We start from the raw sequence: 20,330 nt of genomic DNA, 5'->3' as shown, positions 1-20,330 counted from the left end.
TTTTTTTCTCGAAAGGTTGAAAAAAAAATTGCAATATTTAGGGTCTCTTGTGGAGTTGTTATATATGCCTTATTAGACAAGGGCATAGCATAGCAAACTCTGTAAAAGCTGCTTATAGATAACCTTGTGGATAACTAAAAACAGTACGATTAAAGAGACAGAATGTGAACAATGAAATAATTTGTATAAAAAATACGCTTTAGAATAAAGAGAAATAGAATGAGTTTGAAAAATTAAACTTAGATGAAAGAAAACTATCTACAATTCAATAGTTAATAAAATATAACAAAATGCTACTGTCATGTATCAGTTTGGTGAATAGGGTCTTGTTTACAATGTAAACGTGTGTATATTGCAAAATATAGCGTGTTGAATCTGCGAGATTTGTACGTAGATGTCAGATTAAATAAGGGGCAATGTATGAGCCAAGAAGAAAAGTTACCAAAAATTTTAATCGTTGAAGATGACGAGCGTTTAGCACGTTTAACTCAAGAATATTTAATCCGTAATGGACTCGAAGTTGGGGTGGAGCCAGACGGAAATCGTGCGATTCGTCGTATTATTGCTGAACAACCCGATATGGTTGTATTGGATGTGATGTTGCCAGGTGCAGATGGTTTAACCGTTTGTCGTGAAGTTCGCCCACATTATCACCAACCGATTTTGATGTTGACTGCACGTACCGAAGATATGGACCAAGTGCTTGGTTTAGAAATGGGGGCAGATGATTATGTTGCGAAACCTGTACAGCCACGTGTATTGCTTGCACGTATCCGTGCATTATTGCGCCGTACAGACAAAGCGCCTGAAGATGAGGTAGCACAGCGTATCGAGTTTGATGATCTGGTGATTGATAATGGTGGTCGTTCAGTCACTCTAAATGGTGAATTAGTGGACTTCACTAGTGCGGAATATGATCTTTTATGGTTGTTGGCATCAAATGCAGGACGAATTTTGTCACGTGAAGATATTTTTTGAACGTCTTCGTGGGATTGAATATGATGGTCAAGACCGTTCGATTGATGTACGTATTTCACGTATTCGTCCAAAAATTGGTGATGATCCTGAAAATCCAAAACGTATCAAAACTGTACGTAGTAAAGGGTACCTATTTGTCAAAGAAACAAATGGGATGTAATGCTATTTTCTGTTCAAGAACTTAGTTTTTGATAGGGTTGTTTTCGTGTCCAAACACAGCATATTCCTGCGTATTTACGCAGGATTAGTTATTCTTGTCGTCTTGGTGGCATTATTTGGTTATTTGCTGGTGCAAATTATCAACTATCAACGTGCGCAAGAATATCGAGAGTCTTTAACTGATGGTATTTCCTATGTCATCAGTGAGGGTGTGGCACGCCAACAAACTGAGCAGCAAAAAGTAGACTGGATTTCAGATGCATCAGATTTGTTAGAGTTACCAATTCATTATGTTGAAGCCAGTAAAGTGGAGTTGTCTCGTACTGAGAATAAACGTATAGAAAGCCAAAAGGCGGTTGTTCGTTATGATGCAGAACATGGCATTGCGTATTTGGTATTGGGAATTCGTAACGATCCAAAACATTATTTATATATCAAAGTTGATCAGTTCGCTGAACGGCAAATGAAAGCTTTACCTGTTTTTATCATGGATTATTTGGTTTACTATCCAGGGCAAGAACAGGAATATCTGAAAAAAATTCAAGAGCATTTTTACTATAATGTTGCAGTTGAAAAGGTATCAGAACTCAATCTTGATCCTGAGCAATTAGGGCGTTTGCGTTCAGATCAACCTGTGATTTTGTGGCGAGATAGTGCGACTGCACGTGGTACAACCATTTCTATTGTTTCACCCTTACCAAGCTCTCCAAATGATGCATTAGTCATTGGTCCTGTACCCATGTTTAATTGGATGCCAGTTAAACTTGCTGCGGGTATTACCCTACTCAGTATGTTCCTACTGTGTTTGGGGGTATATGGTTTGATCGTACCAATGCAACGCAAGCTCAAACAAGTGAATAATGCATTGGATGTGATGAAAACAGGGGATATGTCACAACGTGTACCTGTTGAGGGGCATGATGAAATGGCGGCATTAGCAACCAGTTATAACAGTATGTCAGATCATATTCAGCGTTTGATTGAAGCACAACGAGAATTAATGCGTGCGGTTTCTCATGAGTTGCGTACACCTGTTGCACGAATTCGTTTTGGTATGGAAATGCTTGCAGATGAAGACGATTACGACTACCGATTACAACAAGTTGAAATGATTGATAAAGATATCGAGGCTTTAAACACTTTGATTGATGAGATCATGACCTATGCCAAGCTTGAACAAGGCACACCATCACTTGATTTTGAAAAAATTATGTTGATTGATGTATTAGATCAGGTTGCTGTGGAAACAGAAGCACTCAAAACTCAAAAAGAAATTCATCTGGTTCCCTTGTCAAATGATGTTGTTGTAGAAGCGGAGCGCCGTTATCTACACCGTGTTGTACAAAATTTAGTGGGTAATGCGATTCGTTACTGTGATGACCGAATTAATATCAGTGGTGGTGTTGATACAGTAACAGGCATGGCGTATGTCTGTGTAGAAGATGATGGACCTGGTATTCCTGAAGAGGATCGTCAACGTATTTTTGAAGCCTTTGCACGTTTAGATGATAGTCGTACCCGTGCTTCAGGTGGTTATGGCTTGGGATTATCGATTGTTAGTCGAATCGCTTATTGGTTTGGCGGTACGATTGATGTTGATGAAAGCCCAACATTGGGTGGTGCACGTTTTAGAATGTCTTGGCCTGCAAAGCGAATGAAGCCTAAAACTAAACAATCGTTGGCGATTGAAACCAAGTCATAAAAAAAGCACCGATTTCGGTGCTTTTTTTGATAAAGATAAATTTAAGAAATTATTGATGCAAGGTTGCATCTGGCGGAATGATCGGCTTGCCATCACGTAAAGCGAGTAGAGCATCGCTATTAAAATCAATTAATAAGCTATTTTGTTCAGCATCAATTTTATATTGACGGATAATTTTCTGATCACCATTTAAAGTATCAACAGTATATTCATCTGCGATATTTAAAATACCATCCAAATTTGTGGTGGTTGAAGCTAAATCTTGACGAAAAAGCTCATAAATATCACGTAAATCAAAGATCGCATCATTGGCATCTGGATGTTTTTTGATATACCCCTCAATATGACGAACTAATAATTGAGCAAATAAAAAATAATTGGGTTTGTGTGCAAAGTTCATGCTCATATGTTGTACTCCTTATTATTATTTTCTAGCATACACAGAACAACTTGATGAATTGTATAAAGTTTATTACTGCTTGTTATTTAATTGAAAAATAAAAAATGAAAGTTTGATTAAATTTTAAAGTTTTAATTGTTGATGTGTGTGGAAGTTTTTTATCAAAGGTAGGTGAGAAGTAGGCAATATTCGTTGGTTTAAATAAGAGAGAGGTTTGAAAATCTTGATAATGAAAATTTTTTTGATAATATGAATTTGTTTTTTGTTAATTTATTTTTGTATTTTTTAATAATTCTCATTATTGGATATTTTGTAAGTAAATAAATAAATTTTCAATATGTTTTTTTGAAGAATGTAACAAAATATATAAATCATTTTTCTTGTGAATTTTCGTCATAATTTTTTCATGCCTTTGTGAAATCATGCAAAGTTAAATATATAAAAGTCTACTTAATCGGAATTAAGTAAATGATTTAAAGTGGAAAAATACAAACGCAAGGAGTGTGTTTGAAAAAACTTATTATTTTTTCATTTTTAATTTAATAATACGATTACTGAGTGCGCTATCGGTATGAAATCTATGTCAATACCCCAAAAGACTAAAAAATCATCCGAAAGACTTATAGTTATAAACTAGCAAGAGATGATACCAATCGGGTACAATTGCTCAGATTTATTTTGTGTTTGGTGTATTTTTAGGCCAATACATACATTCTTTGTTAATAATAGGCCTGCCAGGAGTTATCCCCGCATGAGTGCCATTACTCCATACGATTGGGCAATCATTGCCTTCGTGATCGGCGTTACATTTCTATGTGTCTTTATGCTCACAGTCCCTTTACTCCTTGGGGGTAAGTCATGGGGACGTGCGAAGCAAGAGCAATTTGAATCAGGTGTGGTAGGTGCTGGTGGTGCACGTATCCGCTTATCTGCAAAATTCTATTTGGTTGCAATCTTCTTTGTCGTATTCGATTTGGAAGCACTTTATCTATATGCATGGGCGAACTCTGTTCGTGAAGTTGGTTGGATAGGGTTTGCAGCGGCTGCTGTGTTTATTTTAGTTTTACTTGTTGGTTTGGTTTATGAGTTATCTACGGGGGCTTTAAATTGGTCACCTTCTGATAAACGTAAGGCAGCAGGAATTAAAGCTAAAATAGGTTCACCAAATATGGATATTGCTGAAATCACACGCTTCAATACGATTGAAGAGTTGGTGATTGACCCTACTGGTACAATTCCAGCGCAATCATCTGGTCGTGTTAAATCAAAAACACCGACTATGTCATTGAATAAGGAGTGAGTCGGGAATGAAATATACATTAACCCGTGCGAATCCAGAAGCTGATCAATATCCACTTCAAGATCGTCAGATTGTGACAGATCCGCTTGAAGAAGAAGTGAATAAAAATGTGTTCATGACTCGTTTAGAGGACGTGGCGCATACAGCTGTGAACTGGGGCCGTAAAAATTCATTATGGCCTTTTAACTTTGGTACATCATGTTGTTACGTTGAATATGCAACCACTTTAACAGGTGTGCATGATTTGTCACGTTTCGGTGCTGAAGTTATTCGTGCTTCACCACGTCAGGCGGACTTGATGATCGTTGCAGGGACATGCTTTGTAAAAATGGCACCTGTAATTCAGCGTTTGTACGAGCAAATGCTTGAACCTAAATGGGTGATCTCAATGGGTGCTTGTGCAAACTCTGGTGGTATGTACGACATTTATTCAGTGGTACAAGGGGTGGATAAAATCATTCCTGTGGATGTTTATGTACCAGGTTGTCCACCACGCCCTGAAGCATTAATCCAAGCATTAATGTTATTGCAAGAGCAAATTCAGTTAGAGCGCCGTCCGCTTTCTGCGGTTATTGGTGATGATCTTAAGCCTGTGTATAAGCCAAAGATGATGCCAGAACGTGATCGTAAGAATGCTGAACGTATTGCAGTGAAAAACTTACGCTCTATGGATGAAATTGAGTAATTTTTTCTGATGAATGTTTGACATAGCTGAAGGCTATGATCATCGGGAAATTTGACAGAATTTGTATTAAATAGGAAGCCAAGCCAATGGCTGAAACTGAAATTGCTATGCCAGAATCGACTCCAGTTGATTCACGCCCAGCATTTGCGATTGTAGAAGATCTCAAAACCAAATTTGGTGAGAACTTTTACGTGCAACCAACGTTTGAAGATTTTCCAACGGTCTGGGTTGAGCGCGCACGTGTACAAGAAGTTTTAATGTACTTGCGTACAGTATCACGTCCATACGTGATGCTATTTGACTTGTCTGCGGTAGATGAGCGTTTACGTACACACCGCGATGGATTACCTGCATCTGACTTTACAGTGTTTTATCATTTGTTATCGTTAGAGCGCAATAGTGATATTCGTATCAAAGTCGCGTTGAATGAAAATGATATTAACATTCCAACTGCAACGAATATTTGGCCGAATGCCAACTGGTACGAGCGTGAAGCTTACGATATGTTCGGGATCAATTTCGAAGGGCATCCGATGCTCCGTCGTATTTTGTTACCAACCTATTGGGAAGGTCACCCACTTCGTAAAGAATACTCTGCACGTGCGACTGAATACACGCCGTATATGCAAGACAAAGCTAAACAAGATTTCGAACAAGAACACCTTCGTTTCGTTCCAGAAGATTGGGGTCTAACCCGTGGCAATGACGACGAAGACTTCATGTTCTTGAACTTGGGTCCTAACCATCCATCTGCGCACGGTGCGTTCCGTGTGATCTTGCAGTTGGACGGTGAAGAAGTGAAAGACTGTGTGCCTGATATCGGTTATCACCACCGTGGTGTGGAAAAGATGGCTGAACGTCAAACTTGGCATTCATTCATTCCGTATACAGACCGTGTGGACTACCTCGGTGGTTGTGCGCAAAACATGCCTTATGTGATGGGTGTGGAACAAATGGCAGGAATCACTGTTCCTGATCGTGCACAATGTATCCGTGTGATGATGTCTGAATTGTTCCGTATCAATAACCACTTGTTGTATATCGGTACAGCGATTCAGGATGCGGGTGGTATGACTCCTGTATTCTATATGTTCGCAGACCGTCAAAAAATCTATGACGCGATTGAAGCGATCACAGGTTTCCGTATGCACCCAGCGTGGTTCCGTATCGGCGGTACAGCACACGACCTTCCAAATAACTGGCAAAAACTGATTCGTGACATTCTCGAATGGATGCCAAAACGTTTGAAGGAATACCATACTGCGGCGCTTAAAAACTCAGTATTTATTGGTCGTACACGTAATGTTGCGCAATACGATGCAAAATCTGCATTGGCTTGGGGTGTGACAGGTACAGGTCTACGTGCAACAGGTATTGATTTTGACGTTCGTAAATATCGTCCATACAGTGGCTACGAAAACTATGATTTCGAAGTGCCATTAGAGTATGAAGGCGATGCGTATGCACGTGTAATGGTTCACTATCGTGAAATCGAAGAATCATTAAAAATCGTCAAGCAGTGTTTGGATAATATGCCGTCTGGTCCATATAAAGCGGATCATCCTTTGGCAGTTCCACCACCAAAAGACAAGACTTTACAAGATATTGAAACTTTGATTACGCACTTCTTGAGCGTGTCATGGGGTCCTGTAATGCCAGCTGGTGAAGCATCAGTGATGGCAGAAGTTGTGAAAGGTGCATCTAACTATTACTTGACTTCTGATAAGTCAACGATGAGTTACCGTACCCGTATTCGTACACCAACTTTCACGCATTTACAGCAAATTCCTTCCGTGATTAACGGCAGTCTTGTATCTGACTTGATCATTTATTTAGCGACGATTGATGTCGTTATGGCTGACGTGGATCGCTAAGGGGTACGCATTATGATGATTTTGACTGATAAAAAGCCACGTGTGAATGTTGAAGGGATTTTAACTGCTGAAGAAATCCATGAAATTGAACATCACATTGGTCATTATCCATACCCACGCGCAGCATCTTTGGATGCGTTGAAGTGCGTACAACGCCGTAATGGTTGGGTGGATGATGCGCAGTTACATGCAATTGCTCAATTATTGACAATTACAACTGCGGACTTGGAAGGTGTTGCAACTTTCTATAACCGTATTTACCGTCAGCCTGTGGGTCGCCACGTAATTTTATTATGTGATTCGATTGCTTGTTTCTTGATGGGTGCGGAAACTTTAGCGGAAGCTTTCCAACGTGAATTGGGTATTCAATTTGGTCAAACGACAGCTGATGGTCGTTTTACTTTATTGCCGATCTGCTGTTTAGGGAATTGTGACAAAGGTCCAACCCTAATGATTGATGAAGATACTCACGGTTTAGTTGAAGTGACTTCTGTGAAACAGTTATTGGAGAAGTATGTATGAATACCGAACCAAAACCAATTTATGGCGAAGGAAATCCTGAAACTCACCCACTCACATGGCGTTTGAGTAAACAGGAATTCGTTCGCAGCGCGGACGATTACGAAGCACTTGAAGGTTATGCTGGCTTTAAAAAAGCATTGGGCATGAAACCTGCTGAAGTGTTAGATGTAATCAAAGCAGCGACTGTAAAAGGTCGTGGTGGTGCAGGTTTCCCAGCAGGGATTAAATGGTCATTGATGGCACCAAATGATGGTGGTCCTCGTTACCTGATCTGTAATGCCGATGAAATGGAACCAGGTACATTCAAAGACCGTTTGTTGATGGAAAAACTTCCACATCAATTAATCGAAGGGATGTTGATTGCAGGTTATACCCTTGAAGCTACACAAGGCTATATCTTCATTCGTGGTGAATACATCGAAGCTGCTGGCTACTTAAACGAAGCTTTAGAACAAATTCGTGCCAAAGGTTATTTGGGCGATAACATCCTTGATTCAGGATGGAGCTTTGATTTACACGTCCATACTGGCGCGGGTCGTTATATCTGTGGTGAAGAAACTGCATTGATTAACTCGCTTGAAGGTCGTCGTGCAAATCCACGTACTAAACCACCATTCCCGCAAGTTGCAGGTGCATGGGGTCGTCCTACGATTGTCAATAACGTAGAAACCTATAACAACTTACCCGCAATCATGTTACGTGGTGCTGAGTGGTATGTTGGTTTATCTCAAGGTAAATCAAAAGATCCAGGTACCAAAATTTTTGGTGCATCAGGTAAAGTTAAATTCCCTGGTCTTTGGGAATTACCATTCGGTACAACTGCGCGTGAAGTCATCGAAGACTACGCAGGCGGTATGCGTGATGGTTTAAAACTAAAAGCTTGGTTACCAGGTGGTGCATCTACAGACTTCCTTGCAGCTGAACATATTGATTTGCCGATGGATGCTGAAAGCATCATGAAAGCAGGTTCACGTTTAGGTACATGTTTGCTTATGGTTGTGGACGAAACCCAATGTATGGTTTCTGCTACCCGTAACTTAGAAGAATTCTTTGCACGTGAATCATGTGGATTCTGTACACCATGCCGTGATGGTTTACCTTGGGCTGTAAAAGCACTAAAAGCAATTGAGAATGGCGAAGGGAAGATGGAAGACATTCAACATCTTCAAGAGCTTACTCGTAAGTTGTGGATTGGTAAAACATTCTGTGCTCATGCACCGGGTGCGATGGAACCATTGATGGGTGCGCTCAAATATTTCCGTAGCGAGTTTGAAGCTAAAGTGACAGATCGTCCTGTAGCGCAAGCAAGCAACGTAGAACAAGTTTAAGGAATTCGACTATGGCTACAATTCATGTCGATGGAAAATCGTATGAAGTCAATGGCTCGGAAAACTTGCTACAAGCATGTTTGAGTCTCGGCATCGACATCCCATATTTTTGTTGGCATCCAGCTTTAGGTTCTGTCGGTTCTTGCCGTCAATGTGCTGTGACTCAATATGCGAACCCTGAGGATACTCGTGGTCGTTTAGTCATGTCATGTATGACGCCTGCATCTGACAATACCTATATCTCGATTGAAGATAAAGAAGCAAAGGATTTTCGTGAATCTATCGTGGAATTCTTAATGACCAACCACCCACATGACTGTCCAGTCTGTGAAGAAGGTGGTCATTGTCATTTACAAGATATGACGGTGATGACACAACACGATCGTCGCCGCTATCGTTTTACCAAGCGTACACATCATAACCAAGAGTTAGGTTCTTTCATTGCACATGAAATGAACCGTTGTATCGCGTGTTATCGTTGTGTTCGTTACTATAACGACTATGCGGGTGGTACAGATTTTGGTGTATATGCCAACGCATCACGTGTTTACTTCGGTCGTCCGGAATCAGGTACTTTAGAGTCTGAATTCTCGGGTAATTTAACTGAAGTATGTCCTACAGGTGTATTCACGGACAAAACTCACTCAGCACGTTATAACCGTAAATGGGACATGCAGTATGCGCCAAGCGTATGCCAAGGCTGTTCTTCAGGTTGTAACATTTCACCGGGTGAGCGTTATGGTGAATTACGTCGTGTAGAAAACCGTTTCAATGGTGAAGTGAACCAATACTTCCTTTGCGATAAAGGTCGTTTCGGTACTGGTTATGTGAACCGTGAAGATCGTCCACGTCAGCCACAATTCCGTAAAGGTGCTTCTGTAGAAATTGTTTCAGTTGATACAGCATTGGATACGGTGATTGCAAATGTTCAAGGCAAAAAAGTCTTGGGTATTGGTTCGCCGCGTGCATCACTTGAATCTAACTACGCACTACGTGAGTTAGTTGGTCAAGAGAACTACTCAACAGGTCTTTCTCAGAAAGAACAAAATCTTGTTGAATTGGCTGCTTCAATCATGCAAACCGAAGGTGTTTATAACCCTGGCATGCGTGAAATTGAAAGCTATGATGCTGTGTTGATCTTAGGTGAAGACTTAACGCAAACTGCACCACGTATGGCATTGTCTGTTCGCCAAGCTGCGAAAAACAAAGCAAAACAAATGGCTGCAGACCGTCGTACTCAAGATTGGTTAGCTGAACCAGTTAAACGTATTGGTCAAGATGAAAATTCTCCAATTTACATCTTAGCTGCAACTCAGACTCGTTTAGCCGATGTTGCTGCGGGTGAAGTTGTTGCATCTCCAAACGATATTGCACGTTTAGGTTTTGCAATTGCTGCGGGCGTGAAAGGCGAAGCGATTCTTGGTTTAGATGATGATGCGAAAGCATTTGCACAAACCATTGCCGATACTTTGAAAGCTGCGAAAAAACCATTGGTTATCTCTGGTACAAGTTTACAAGATCCTGCAATCATGGAAGCGGCTGCACAAGTTGCACAAAACCTTGGTGAAAATGCAGGCTTGACATTAACTGTGCCTGAAGTGAACTCAATGGGCTTGGCATTGTTTGGTGGTTTAAGCTTAGAACAAGCTTTTGCACAAGATTATGATTCAATCATTGTGGTTGAAAATGATTTGTTCCGCCGTTTACCTGCAACTCAAGTACAAGCTGCTTTTGCTAAAGCGCAAAGTGTGATTGTTCTTGATCATTCAGAAACTGAAACAGTAAAAGCTGCGAATGTTGTCTTATCTGCTGCAAGTTTTGCTGAAGGCGATGGTACGGTTGTTTCTCAAGAAGGTCGTGCGCAACGTTTCTACCAAGTTTATGACCCAAGTTACTACAAACCAGAACTTGCGATTAAAGAATCTTGGCGTTGGTTACATGCCATTGAAACTGGCGTGAAAGGCAAAGCGATTTCTTGGACATTGCTTGATGACGTAATCGAAAGCGTTGTGAAGAATGTACCTGTACTTGAAGCGATTCAAGATGTTGCACCAGATGCGGGCTACCGTGTTCATGGCTTAAAAATTGCGCGTGAACCACGTCGTTATTCAGGTCGTACCGCGATTCGTGCGCCATTAAACGTACATGAGCCAAAACAACCTGTCGATAAAGATTCTGCATTAACATTCTCTATGGAAGGTTATGTAGGGAATCAAACACCTGCAGCATTGGTACCATTTGCATGGGCACCTGGTTGGAACTCTCCACAATCTTGGAACAAATACCAAGACGAAGTGGGTGGTCACTTAAAAGGTGGTGATTCAGGCGTTCGTTTATTTGATCGTTTAGCAAAACGTCCTGCACGTAGCTATGTTGCACCAACAGCAGTTGTGGCAAACCCAGACAGCTTCCGCCTTGTACCAATGCATCACATTTTTGCTTCTGGTGAATTCACGGTGAAAACACCTGCAATGGAGTCTCGTATTCCAACTGCTGCTTTTGCAGTCGGTGAGCAAGATGCTGCACGTTTAAATGTTCAAGATGGTCAAAACATCACAATTAAAGCAGGCGAAACTTCAATTAGTTTGCCAGTGCAAGTGATTGAATATTTACCTACAGGCTATATCGGTTATCCAGTAGGTCAAGCGCCTACAGTTTCACTCGCTGAACCTGTATCTGTAGCGGTAGGAGTGTAATCATGAATGAATCTTTACGCGCCCTACCGACATGGGCACAAGATTGGCCAATTGCATATAGCGTGATTCAAGCCATTGTGATCTTGTTGGTTGTGGTTTTGCTTGCAGCATTGATGTCGTTCATTGAACGTCGTTTGCTGGGTTTATGGCAAGACCGTTACGGTCCGAACCGTGTAGGTCCGGGCGGTATGTTCCAGATCGTTGCCGACATGTTGAAAATCATGTTCAAAGAAGACTGGACACCGAAGTTTGTAGATAAATTGACTTTCCGTTTAGCACCAGCAGTTGCAATGGCAACTGCGGTACTTTCGTTCATGGTTATTCCTGTTTCACCTTACTTAGGTGTTGCAGACATGAGCATTGGCTTATTGTTCTTTATGGCAATGGCAGGGATCGCAGTGTATGCCGTGTTATTCGGTGGTTGGTCATCAAATAATAAATATGCATTACTCGGTGGTTTACGTTCTGCTGCACAAACCATTTCTTATGAAGTGTTCTTGGGTATTTCATTGATGGGTGTAGTCGCAATTGCAGGCTCATTCAACTTACGTGAAATCGTAGAAGCACAACGTGATGTATGGTTTGTTATTCCACAATTTATCGGTTTCATGATCTTCGTGGTGGCTGGTGTTGCAGTGACGCATCGTCATCCATTTGACCAACCAGAAGCTGAACAAGAATTGGCTGAAGGTTACCACGTAGAATACGGTGGTATGAAATGGGGGATGTTCTTCGTTGCTGAATACGTCAATATCATCTTAATTTCTGCATTGATCGTGACTTTATTCTTTGGTGGTTGGTTAGCGCCATTTAACTTAAACATTCCATTCATTCCAGATGCGTTCTGGTTCATTATCAAAACAGCATTCTTTGTGATGATGTTTGTCTTGGCGCGTGGTTCGTTAATGCGTCCTCGTTATGACCAAGTGATGAACTTTGGTTGGAAAGTATGTTTACCACTTGCATTGGTTAACCTTTTGGTGACTGGTGCTGTGATTCTGATGAGTCAAGCCTAGGACAGCAGGGAGTACAAAATGTATAAAATTCTAGCTGGAGTAGGATCAATCGTTCGTTCGTTGTGGATGGTGTTCAGCCATGCCACTCGTCCACGTGATACGATTTTATATCCTGAAGTTCCAGCCGAGCAGATCGTACCTCCACGCTACCGTGGTCGTATCGTATTAACACGTGACCCAGATGGCGAAGAGCGCTGTGTTGCGTGTAACTTGTGTGCTGTTGCATGTCCTGTTGGCTGTATCTCATTACAGAAAGCTGAAAAAGAAGATGGACGTTGGTATCCAGAATTTTTCCGCATCAACTTCTCACGTTGTATTTTCTGTGGGATGTGTGAAGAAGCGTGTCCAACAACTGCAATTCAGTTAACACCAGACTTTGAGTTGGGTGAATATGTGCGTCAAGACCTTGTTTATGAGAAAGAAAACTTACTCATTTCAGGTCCTGGTAAATACCCAGATTACAACTTCTATCGTGTAACGGGTATGGCAATTGACGGTAAAGAAAAAGGTCAAGCGCAACGTGAAAGCGCACCTGTTGACGTACGGAGCTTATTACCATGATGTGGCCATTTTATTTAATGGCTCTCGTGGCCATTGTTTCTACAGTTCGTGTTGTGACTAATGCGAATCCTGTACATGCACTTTTAAGCTTAATCGTGTCACTGCTTGCGGTTGCAGGTATTTTCTTAACCATTGGTGCACCATTTGCTGCCGCATTAGAAATTATTGTCTATGCAGGTGCGATCATGGTGTTGTTCGTCTTCGTGGTGATGATGCTCAATCTTGGTCAACATACCGTTGATCAAGAACGTAAATGGTTGACTTCTGATGCTTGGGCTTATCCAGCATTGATGAGTTTCTTGATGGGTTTGTGTTTGGTTTGGATGTTAGGTTCAGACTATACACAAACACAACATGTTTTAGGTGCGAAAATGGTCGGTCCTAAAGAAGTTGGTCAAGCACTCTTTACACACTACTTATTATTGGTTGAAGTAGCCGCAATGTTATTGCTTGCAGCATTGGTTGCAGCATTCCACTTAGGCAAACGTGAACCAAGTGCAGAAGAGGGTAAACAATAATGGGCAATATCCCTTTAGAGCATGGTTTAATCGTTGCATCTATCCTGTTTGCACTGGGTTTTTACGGTGTGATGGTACGACGCAATATTTTATTTATGTTAATGAGTCTTGAGATCATGATGAATGCTGCTGCATTGGCATTTGTTGTGGCTGGTAGTGCATGGGTACAACCAGACGGTCAAATTATGTTTATCTTAATTTTGACTCTTGCTGCGGCAGAGGCGTGTATCGGTCTTGCCATCGTCCTTCAGTTCTATCATCGCTTCCATCACTTGGATGTAGATGCTGCTAGTGAGATGCGCGGATGAGTACTTTATATTTAACGATTTTATTTCCGCTGATTGGTTTTATCCTTTTAGCAGCAGGACGTAATAAACTTCCTGAAAATGTCGCTGCGATTATTGGTGCAGGTTCAGTTGGTCTTTCAGCACTATTTGCGTTGATCAGCGGAATGGCATTTATTAACAGTGGTGAGACAGTTTTTGTTCAACACTTGTGGACATGGTTTAACGTTGGTGGCTTTGCACCAGGTGTTACACTAAGCTTAGATGGCTTGTCATTGCTCATGATGGGTATGATCACAGGTGTCGGTTTTCTGATTCACATTTTCGCAACATGGTATATGCGTGGTGAAGAAGATTTTGCACGTTTCTTCTCTTATTTCAACTTGTTCGTGGCAAGCATGCTCGTGCTTGTGTTGGGTGACAACTTAGCGTTGTTATTCTTAGGTTGGGAAGGTGTAGGTCTGTGTTCTTATCTACTCATTGGTTATTACTACCAAAATCCATCAAATGGTTTGGCTGCAATCAAAGCATTTACCGTAACACGTGTGGGTGATATTTTCTTACTCATTGCGATGTTCTTGCTGTATCAACAGTTCGGTACATTGCACATCGGTACAATCGTTGCCAATGCTTCACAAGTTTTAGCGCTTGACCATAATTTAGCACTGTGGACTTCACTGATGTTGTTCTTAGGTGCTGCGGGTAAATCTGCACAAATCCCATTACAAACATGGTTGGCAGATGCGATGGCTGGTCCTACACCAGTATCTGCATTGATCCACGCTGCAACAATGGTAACAGCGGGTGTTTATCTGTGCTGCCGTATGTTCACTGTGTTTGAAATGACACCTGAAATTATGCAATTTATTGCGATTACAGGTGCGGTAACTTTATTGGTTGCTGGTTTTGCAGCATTGGTTCAAACCGACATCAAACGTATTTTGGCTTACTCAACCATGAGTCAGCTCGGTTATATGTTTATGGCTGTGGGTGCAGAAGCATACCAAGCAGGTCTGTTCCACATGCTTTCTCACGCATTCTTCAAGGCATTATTATTCTTGTCTTCTGGTGCAGTGATCTTGGCTTATCATCACGAACAAAACATTTTCAAAATGGGTGGTTTGTTCTACAAAAACAAATTCTTGTTTGCATGTTTCGCCATCGGTGGTGGTGCGCTTGCTGCGATTCCATTTGTGACGATCGGCTTCTTCTCTAAAGATGCGATCTTGGGTGCAGTTTGGGTACAAGGTCAAGCAAATGCAGCATTCGGTTGGTTATACTGGGTGGGTGTAGCTGGTGCATTCTTAACTTCGATTTATACATTCCGTTTAATTTGGGTTGTATTCTTCGGCAAAGAAAACACGCCTTATCACGAAATCAAAGGTGCAACTTATTGGTTACCTTTAGGTATTCTTGCTGTACTTTCTACAGGTTTAGCTTATTTCCTTAAAGCACCAGTAGAAAAAGCGCTGACTGCTGCACAAATTCCTGTATTTGATGTGCCAACTGAAGAACTGATGCATGGTATGCATTCTGCTGAATATACAGCAGTGGGTATCGCTCTTGCAGGTTTAGCAGTAGGTGTGGTGTTGTTTGCATTCGCTTATCAAGCAGTGAAAGGCTTTGCTGCAACTTCATTTGGTACAGGTCTTGCGAATATTTGCCGTAACGCATTTGGTTTTGATTCGTTATACAACATTGTATTTGTTCAACCTTATTTATTGATTGCAAAAATCTTAGGTCGTGACCCAATTGATGGTTTATGGCTGATGTTACCTGCGATTGTGAAAGGTGGTAATAAGTTTACAAGTACCCGTCAAACAGGTTCATTACGTGAATATGCATCAAGTATGTCACTCGGTGTAGTGGTATTGCTGATGATCTTGATCGTGATTCAGGTAGTGGGGAAATAAGATGGAAGCAAATAACTGGATTTTACCCGCATTAATTCTTGTACCTTTCATTGCAGGTTTTATTTGCTGGTTAGTTGATAAGCTCGATGATCATTTGCCTCGTTATATCGCACTTGTGGGGATGCTCATTACTTTGGGCTTAACAGGTGTGCTTTGGAGTCAAGGTGGTTTTACATACGAGTTGGGACAACAAGTTCCAGCTTGGGCAGCACAATTTGAAGTTCAATGGATTAAATCTTTAGGGATTAATATCCATTTAGCGATAGATGGTCTTTCACTTTTGATGGTGGGCTTGACTGCATTACTGGGTGTACTTGCAGTAGGTTGTTCATGGGGTGAGATTCAAAAGAATGTTGGTTTCTTCCATTTAAACCTTTTATGGTCTTTGGGGGGAGTCATCGGTGTATTCCTTGCTATTGATTTATTCTTGTTCTTCTTCTTCTGGGAGATGATGCTTGTACCAATTTACTTCTTGATCGCACTTTGGGGTCATAAAGGTGCAGAGGGTAAATCACGTGTATATGCTGCAACCAAGTTCTTCATCTATACGCAAGTTGCGGGTTTGATCATGCTTGTCGGTATCCTAGGTCTGGTGATCTATGGCTACATGATGTCTGGTAATATCAGCTTCAACTATTATTACTTGATGGCTGTTGCTCGTACTTTAGATGCACAAGCACCACATATTGCTTATGCGTTGATGATCTGTTTCTTTATTGGTTTTGCGGTAAAACTTCCTGTTTTCCCATTACATGGTTGGTTACCAGATGCTCATGCACAAGCACCTACAGCAGGTTCTGTAGACTTAGCAGGTATCTTGATTAAAACTGCGGCTTACGGTTTATTACGTTTTGTGATTCCGTTCTTCCCAGCAGCGTCAGCACAATTTGCGGATATCGCAATCATTCTTGGTTTAATTGGTATCTTCTACGGTGCTTGGTGTGCATTCCAACAAACAGATATGAAACGCTTACTTGCGTACACATCTATTTCACACATGGGCTTCGTATTACTTGCACTTTATGCAGGTAATATTTTGACCTTCCAAGGTCTGATGATCATGATGTTGGCACATGGTTTATCTTCTGCTGCATTGTTTATTATGTGTGGTCAAGTGTATGAACGTTTACATACACGTGATTTACGTTTGATGGGTGGTATTCGTGGTCAACTTCCATATTTATCATTCTTCTTAATGTTCTTTATTGCTGCTTTGGTTGGTATTCCAGGTTTAGGTAACTTTATTGGTGAATTCTTGATTCTTATGGGATCATTCGCTAAGTTCCCTACATTTACCATCATTGCTGCGATCAGTTTAGTGTTTGCGGGTCTATATGGTTTAATCCTGATCCACAAAGCATTATTTGGTACACCAAATGAAGCACAAAAACAGCATTATACAACACCGTTAAAAGATCTTAGTGCACGTGAAATTGGTCTTTTAATGATCTGTGTAATCGGTTTGGTATGGTTAGGTATGCACCCACAAACATTCTTAGATGTTTCAAACTCTAGCATGGCGTGGATTGCAAATAGCTATATTCCTGTTCAAGAAGCCGTTGAAGCAATACCTCAAGTTGTTTCTCAACAAAATGCGGGGATCCAATAGTCATGAATTTTACAATGTCATTTTCGGATCTCATGCCTTTGGCACCTGTCATGATTGTCGCTTTGACGGCAATCGTGGTGATGATCTTGACTGCAATCAAACGTAATCATAATTTGATTGCAACAGCTTCGGTGGTTGGTTTAAACCTTGCGGCACTTTATTTGATTATCATGATGTTTGGTGGTGAGTTTGCACCATCAAATGTGATGAATATGTTTATGGTTGATCCATTTACATTGTTCTATCAATTGTTGGCAATCGTGGCTGCTTTGGCTTGCTGTACTTTGTCACATGCATATATCGAAACTTATAAAGACCATCGTGAAGAACTATATATCTTAATGTTGATCTCTGTTGCAGGGGCAATGTTAATGGTAGCAAGTTCACACTTTGCATCATTCTTTATCAGCTTAGAATTAATGTCGATTCCAATGTATGGTTTGGTGGCATATACACATCAACGTGCAAAATCGTTAGAAGCAGGGATTAAATATTTAGTTCTTTCTGCAACTGCGTCGGCAATGTTGTTGATGGGTATGGCATATATCTATGCATATACAGGTTCATTGTCATTCTATGATGCTGTGCCTGCATTGTTCCAAGCGATTCAACAGCCAATGGTGGTCTTAGGTTTAGGTCTAATCATCTTTGCAATCGGCTTTAAGCTTTCTCTTGCACCATTCCACAAATGGACACCTGATGTTTATCAAGGTGCACCTGCGCCAATCGCAACATTCTTGGCAACTGTGGCAAAAGTGGCAACGATTGGTTTATTGGTACGTTACATTTTGACTTCAGGTGCAATCTTAGTACCATCAATTGTAACGATCATTACTGTGATTGCTGTGCTTTCAATCTTGGTAGGTAACTTTCTTGCTGTACGTCAAGTCAACTTAAAACGTATTTTAGGTTATTCTTCGATTGCACATTTTGGTTATTTATTGATTGCTTTGGTAAGCACAACTTATGCAAGCTTAGGTAGTGTAACGGTTTATATTGCGACTTATACATTAACCACAATTGGTGCTTTTGGCGCTGTTGCGTTAATGTCTAGCCCATATAACAATGTTGATGAAGCTGAATCACTTGCGGACTATCGTGGTTTGTTCTGGCGCCGTCCAGTGTTGACTGCAACTTTAACTGTGATGATGTTGTCTCTTGCAGGTATTCCACTAACAGCGGGCTTCATTGGTAAGTTCCTTGTGGTGATGTCTGCTGTAACAGCACAACATTGGTTCTTAGCTGCTATGATTATTGTGGGTAGTGGTATTGGTTTGTATTACTATTTACGTGTGATGGTTGTGATGTATATGACACCACCTGAAAATCCTCGTATTGATGCAGTTGATCATTGGGGACAAAAAGTGGGTGGTCTCATGGTTTTAGGTGCAGCTGCTTTGGTCTTGATTATTGGTGTTTATCCAGACCCATTAATTGACTTAGCGCTTAAATCTGAAATTTTATCACCGATTCATATGATGTTGAGTCAACAGCAATAATCCATAAAAACGATTTGTTTTAACAAAAAAAGCCCTCAAACACTGAGGGCTTTTCTTATATCTTATATAAAAAACATTTATAATAGTGGAAATTTACTTTTATCCTTTTAGGTGTTCTCCCGTGCCCATTCAAGAAATTCGTCATCCGCTTATTCGTCATAAATTAGGTTTATTACGCCGTGCTGATATTAGTACCAAGAATTTTCGTGAATTAGCTCAAGAAGTAACCATGCTTTTGACATACGAAGCAACTAAAGACCTACCTGTATGTGACCATGAAATTGATGGTTGGAATGGTAAAGTGACTGTAGATCGTATTGTTGGTAAAAAGATTACTGTAGTACCGATTTTACGTGCAGGGATTGGCATGTTAGATGGTTTTCTGAATCTGATTCCAAGCGCAAAAGTTTCTGTACTAGGTTTGGAGCGTGATGAAGAAACGCTTGAAGCGCGTACATATTATAAAAAATTAGTACCTGACGTTCAAAACCGTTTAGCGATGATCATTGATCCAATGTTGGCAACAGGTTCATCATTAGTCGCAGCAATCGACGTGCTCAAAGCGAGTGGTTGTAAAGATATTCGTGTGATGGTATTGGTTGCTGCACCTGAAGGGATTAAACGAGTTGAAGAAGCACATCCTGATGTGACGATTTTTACTGCTTCAATAGATGAAGGTTTAAATGAAAATGGTTATATCGTGCCAGGTCTAGGTGATGCCGGTGATAAAATTTTTGGTAGTGTGCAAAAAGACTAAAATTTAGTACTATAAAGAGGAAGCTTACGAGCTTCCTTTTTTGTTGGAAATTATTATAAAAATTAGAGAATTGACTTATGTTTTATAAGGGGATAGTGGTTCAGTATGATGTCGCAAAGAAAATCGGTTGTATTGAACTGGTTCAGGATCAGCGTATCATTCATTTTTATTTATCTGACTTTCCAAACTCGGATATACAGCCTCAGTTAAATGAACGAATAAAATGTCTAGTTGTTGAAAATGCTGACCAATTAAAAGCAAACTGTATTGTACGCTTAGACATTAAAAATGCAGCGCAAAGAGTACAACGTGAAATAGATCCTTATACATCTCAACTGATGGAAGATAATAATGCTCAGTCTAAACGTTTGAGTCGAAAATCTGCTTTAGCTAGATTACGATTGTTAAATGAAAGTAATAGAACTGATACTACTGTTGAAGCTGTTGAAGCTGTTGAAGCTGTTGAAGCTGTTGAAGCTGTTGAAGCTGTTGAAGCTGTTGAAGCTGTTGAAGCTGTTGAAAGCCATGT

The 20,330-nt window shown here is 40.7% G+C and carries 16 protein-coding genes and 2 pseudogenes; 17 read left to right on the top strand and 1 reads right to left on the bottom strand.

The features are described 5' to 3' along the window. Positions 1-420 precede the first annotated feature (420 nt). Both bfmR and bfmS read left to right on the top strand, forming a co-directional pair. A pseudogene (gene bfmR / locus AVJ19_RS17150) lies at positions 421-1,138 on the top strand (response regulator transcription factor BfmR). Positions 1,139-1,183: 45 nt separating this feature from the next. Then, on the top strand, positions 1,184-2,839 hold the full coding sequence (gene bfmS, locus AVJ19_RS17145) for a sensor histidine kinase BfmS (RefSeq protein ID WP_111860847.1): 1,656 nt from the start codon (positions 1,184-1,186) through the stop codon (positions 2,837-2,839). Positions 2,840-2,888: 49 nt separating this feature from the next. Here the strand turns inward: bfmS and AVJ19_RS17140 are convergent, their stop codons facing one another. Further along, on the bottom strand, positions 2,889-3,245 hold the full coding sequence (locus tag AVJ19_RS17140) for a hypothetical protein (RefSeq protein WP_111860846.1): 357 nt from the start codon (positions 3,243-3,245) through the stop codon (positions 2,889-2,891). A 745-nt stretch (positions 3,246-3,990) separates the two neighbouring features. Between AVJ19_RS17140 and ndhC the strand changes: the two genes are divergently transcribed. The 15 genes and pseudogenes from ndhC to AVJ19_RS17065 form a co-directional block, all read left to right on the top strand. Next, entirely contained in the window at positions 3,991-4,539 is a 549-nt protein-coding gene (gene ndhC, locus AVJ19_RS17135; protein WP_111860845.1) for an NADH-quinone oxidoreductase subunit A, read from the top strand. A gap of 7 nt (positions 4,540-4,546) precedes the next feature. Beyond that, complete coding sequence (locus tag AVJ19_RS17130) at positions 4,547-5,224, top strand: NuoB/complex I 20 kDa subunit family protein (RefSeq protein WP_111860844.1); 678 nt, start codon at positions 4,547-4,549, stop codon at positions 5,222-5,224. Positions 5,225-5,310: 86 nt separating this feature from the next. After that, positions 5,311-7,098, top strand: a complete 1,788-nt coding sequence (nuoC, locus tag AVJ19_RS17125) for an NADH-quinone oxidoreductase subunit C/D (RefSeq protein WP_111860843.1) — start codon at positions 5,311-5,313, stop codon at positions 7,096-7,098. A gap of 12 nt (positions 7,099-7,110) precedes the next feature. Continuing rightward, complete coding sequence (nuoE, locus tag AVJ19_RS17120) at positions 7,111-7,620, top strand: NADH-quinone oxidoreductase subunit NuoE (protein ID WP_068974057.1); 510 nt, start codon at positions 7,111-7,113, stop codon at positions 7,618-7,620. Beyond that, positions 7,617-8,948, top strand: coding sequence for an NADH-quinone oxidoreductase subunit NuoF (gene nuoF / locus AVJ19_RS17115; protein ID WP_068974056.1), 1,332 nt, complete (start codon positions 7,617-7,619; stop codon positions 8,946-8,948). The genes nuoE and nuoF overlap by 4 nt, the downstream gene beginning before the upstream one ends. 11 nt (positions 8,949-8,959) lie before the next feature. Continuing rightward, positions 8,960-11,644, top strand: coding sequence for an NADH-quinone oxidoreductase subunit NuoG (nuoG, locus tag AVJ19_RS17110; RefSeq protein WP_111860842.1), 2,685 nt, complete (start codon positions 8,960-8,962; stop codon positions 11,642-11,644). A 2-nt stretch (positions 11,645-11,646) separates the two neighbouring features. After that, a complete protein-coding gene (gene nuoH / locus AVJ19_RS17105) occupies positions 11,647-12,660 on the top strand; it encodes an NADH-quinone oxidoreductase subunit NuoH (protein ID WP_111860841.1) in 1,014 nt (337 codons plus the stop codon). Positions 12,661-12,678: 18 nt separating this feature from the next. Next, positions 12,679-13,221: an NADH-quinone oxidoreductase subunit NuoI gene (gene nuoI, locus AVJ19_RS17100; protein ID WP_111860840.1), complete on the top strand. Its 543-nt coding sequence runs from the start codon at positions 12,679-12,681 to the stop codon at positions 13,219-13,221. Continuing rightward, positions 13,221-13,739, top strand: a complete 519-nt coding sequence (gene nuoJ, locus AVJ19_RS17095; RefSeq protein ID WP_171334239.1) for an NADH-quinone oxidoreductase subunit J — start codon at positions 13,221-13,223, stop codon at positions 13,737-13,739. Before nuoI ends, nuoJ begins: the two co-directional genes overlap by 1 nt. Further along, positions 13,739-14,047: an NADH-quinone oxidoreductase subunit NuoK gene (nuoK, locus tag AVJ19_RS17090; protein WP_111860838.1), complete on the top strand. Its 309-nt coding sequence runs from the start codon at positions 13,739-13,741 to the stop codon at positions 14,045-14,047. Before nuoJ ends, nuoK begins: the two co-directional genes overlap by 1 nt. Continuing rightward, positions 14,044-15,936, top strand: coding sequence for an NADH-quinone oxidoreductase subunit L (gene nuoL / locus AVJ19_RS17085; RefSeq protein WP_111860837.1), 1,893 nt, complete (start codon positions 14,044-14,046; stop codon positions 15,934-15,936). Before nuoK ends, nuoL begins: the two co-directional genes overlap by 4 nt. A gap of 1 nt (position 15,937) precedes the next feature. After that, positions 15,938-17,545: an NADH-quinone oxidoreductase subunit M gene (nuoM, locus tag AVJ19_RS17080; RefSeq protein WP_111860836.1), complete on the top strand. Its 1,608-nt coding sequence runs from the start codon at positions 15,938-15,940 to the stop codon at positions 17,543-17,545. Between the two features lie 2 nt (positions 17,546-17,547). Continuing rightward, entirely contained in the window at positions 17,548-19,044 is a 1,497-nt protein-coding gene (gene nuoN, locus AVJ19_RS17075; protein ID WP_111860835.1) for an NADH-quinone oxidoreductase subunit NuoN, read from the top strand. A 121-nt stretch (positions 19,045-19,165) separates the two neighbouring features. Then, on the top strand, positions 19,166-19,801 hold the full coding sequence (gene upp / locus AVJ19_RS17070; protein ID WP_111860834.1) for a uracil phosphoribosyltransferase: 636 nt from the start codon (positions 19,166-19,168) through the stop codon (positions 19,799-19,801). A gap of 95 nt (positions 19,802-19,896) precedes the next feature. Further along, positions 19,897-20,330, top strand: a pseudogene (locus AVJ19_RS17065) (hypothetical protein); the annotation flags it as partial.

It is taken from the genome of Acinetobacter sp. CFCC 10889, from assembly GCF_003268395.1.
GTDB lineage: Bacteria > Pseudomonadota > Gammaproteobacteria > Pseudomonadales > Moraxellaceae > Acinetobacter.
Note: the sequence above shows the minus strand (reverse complement) of the source record. Positions and strands in the feature narration are given on the sequence as shown.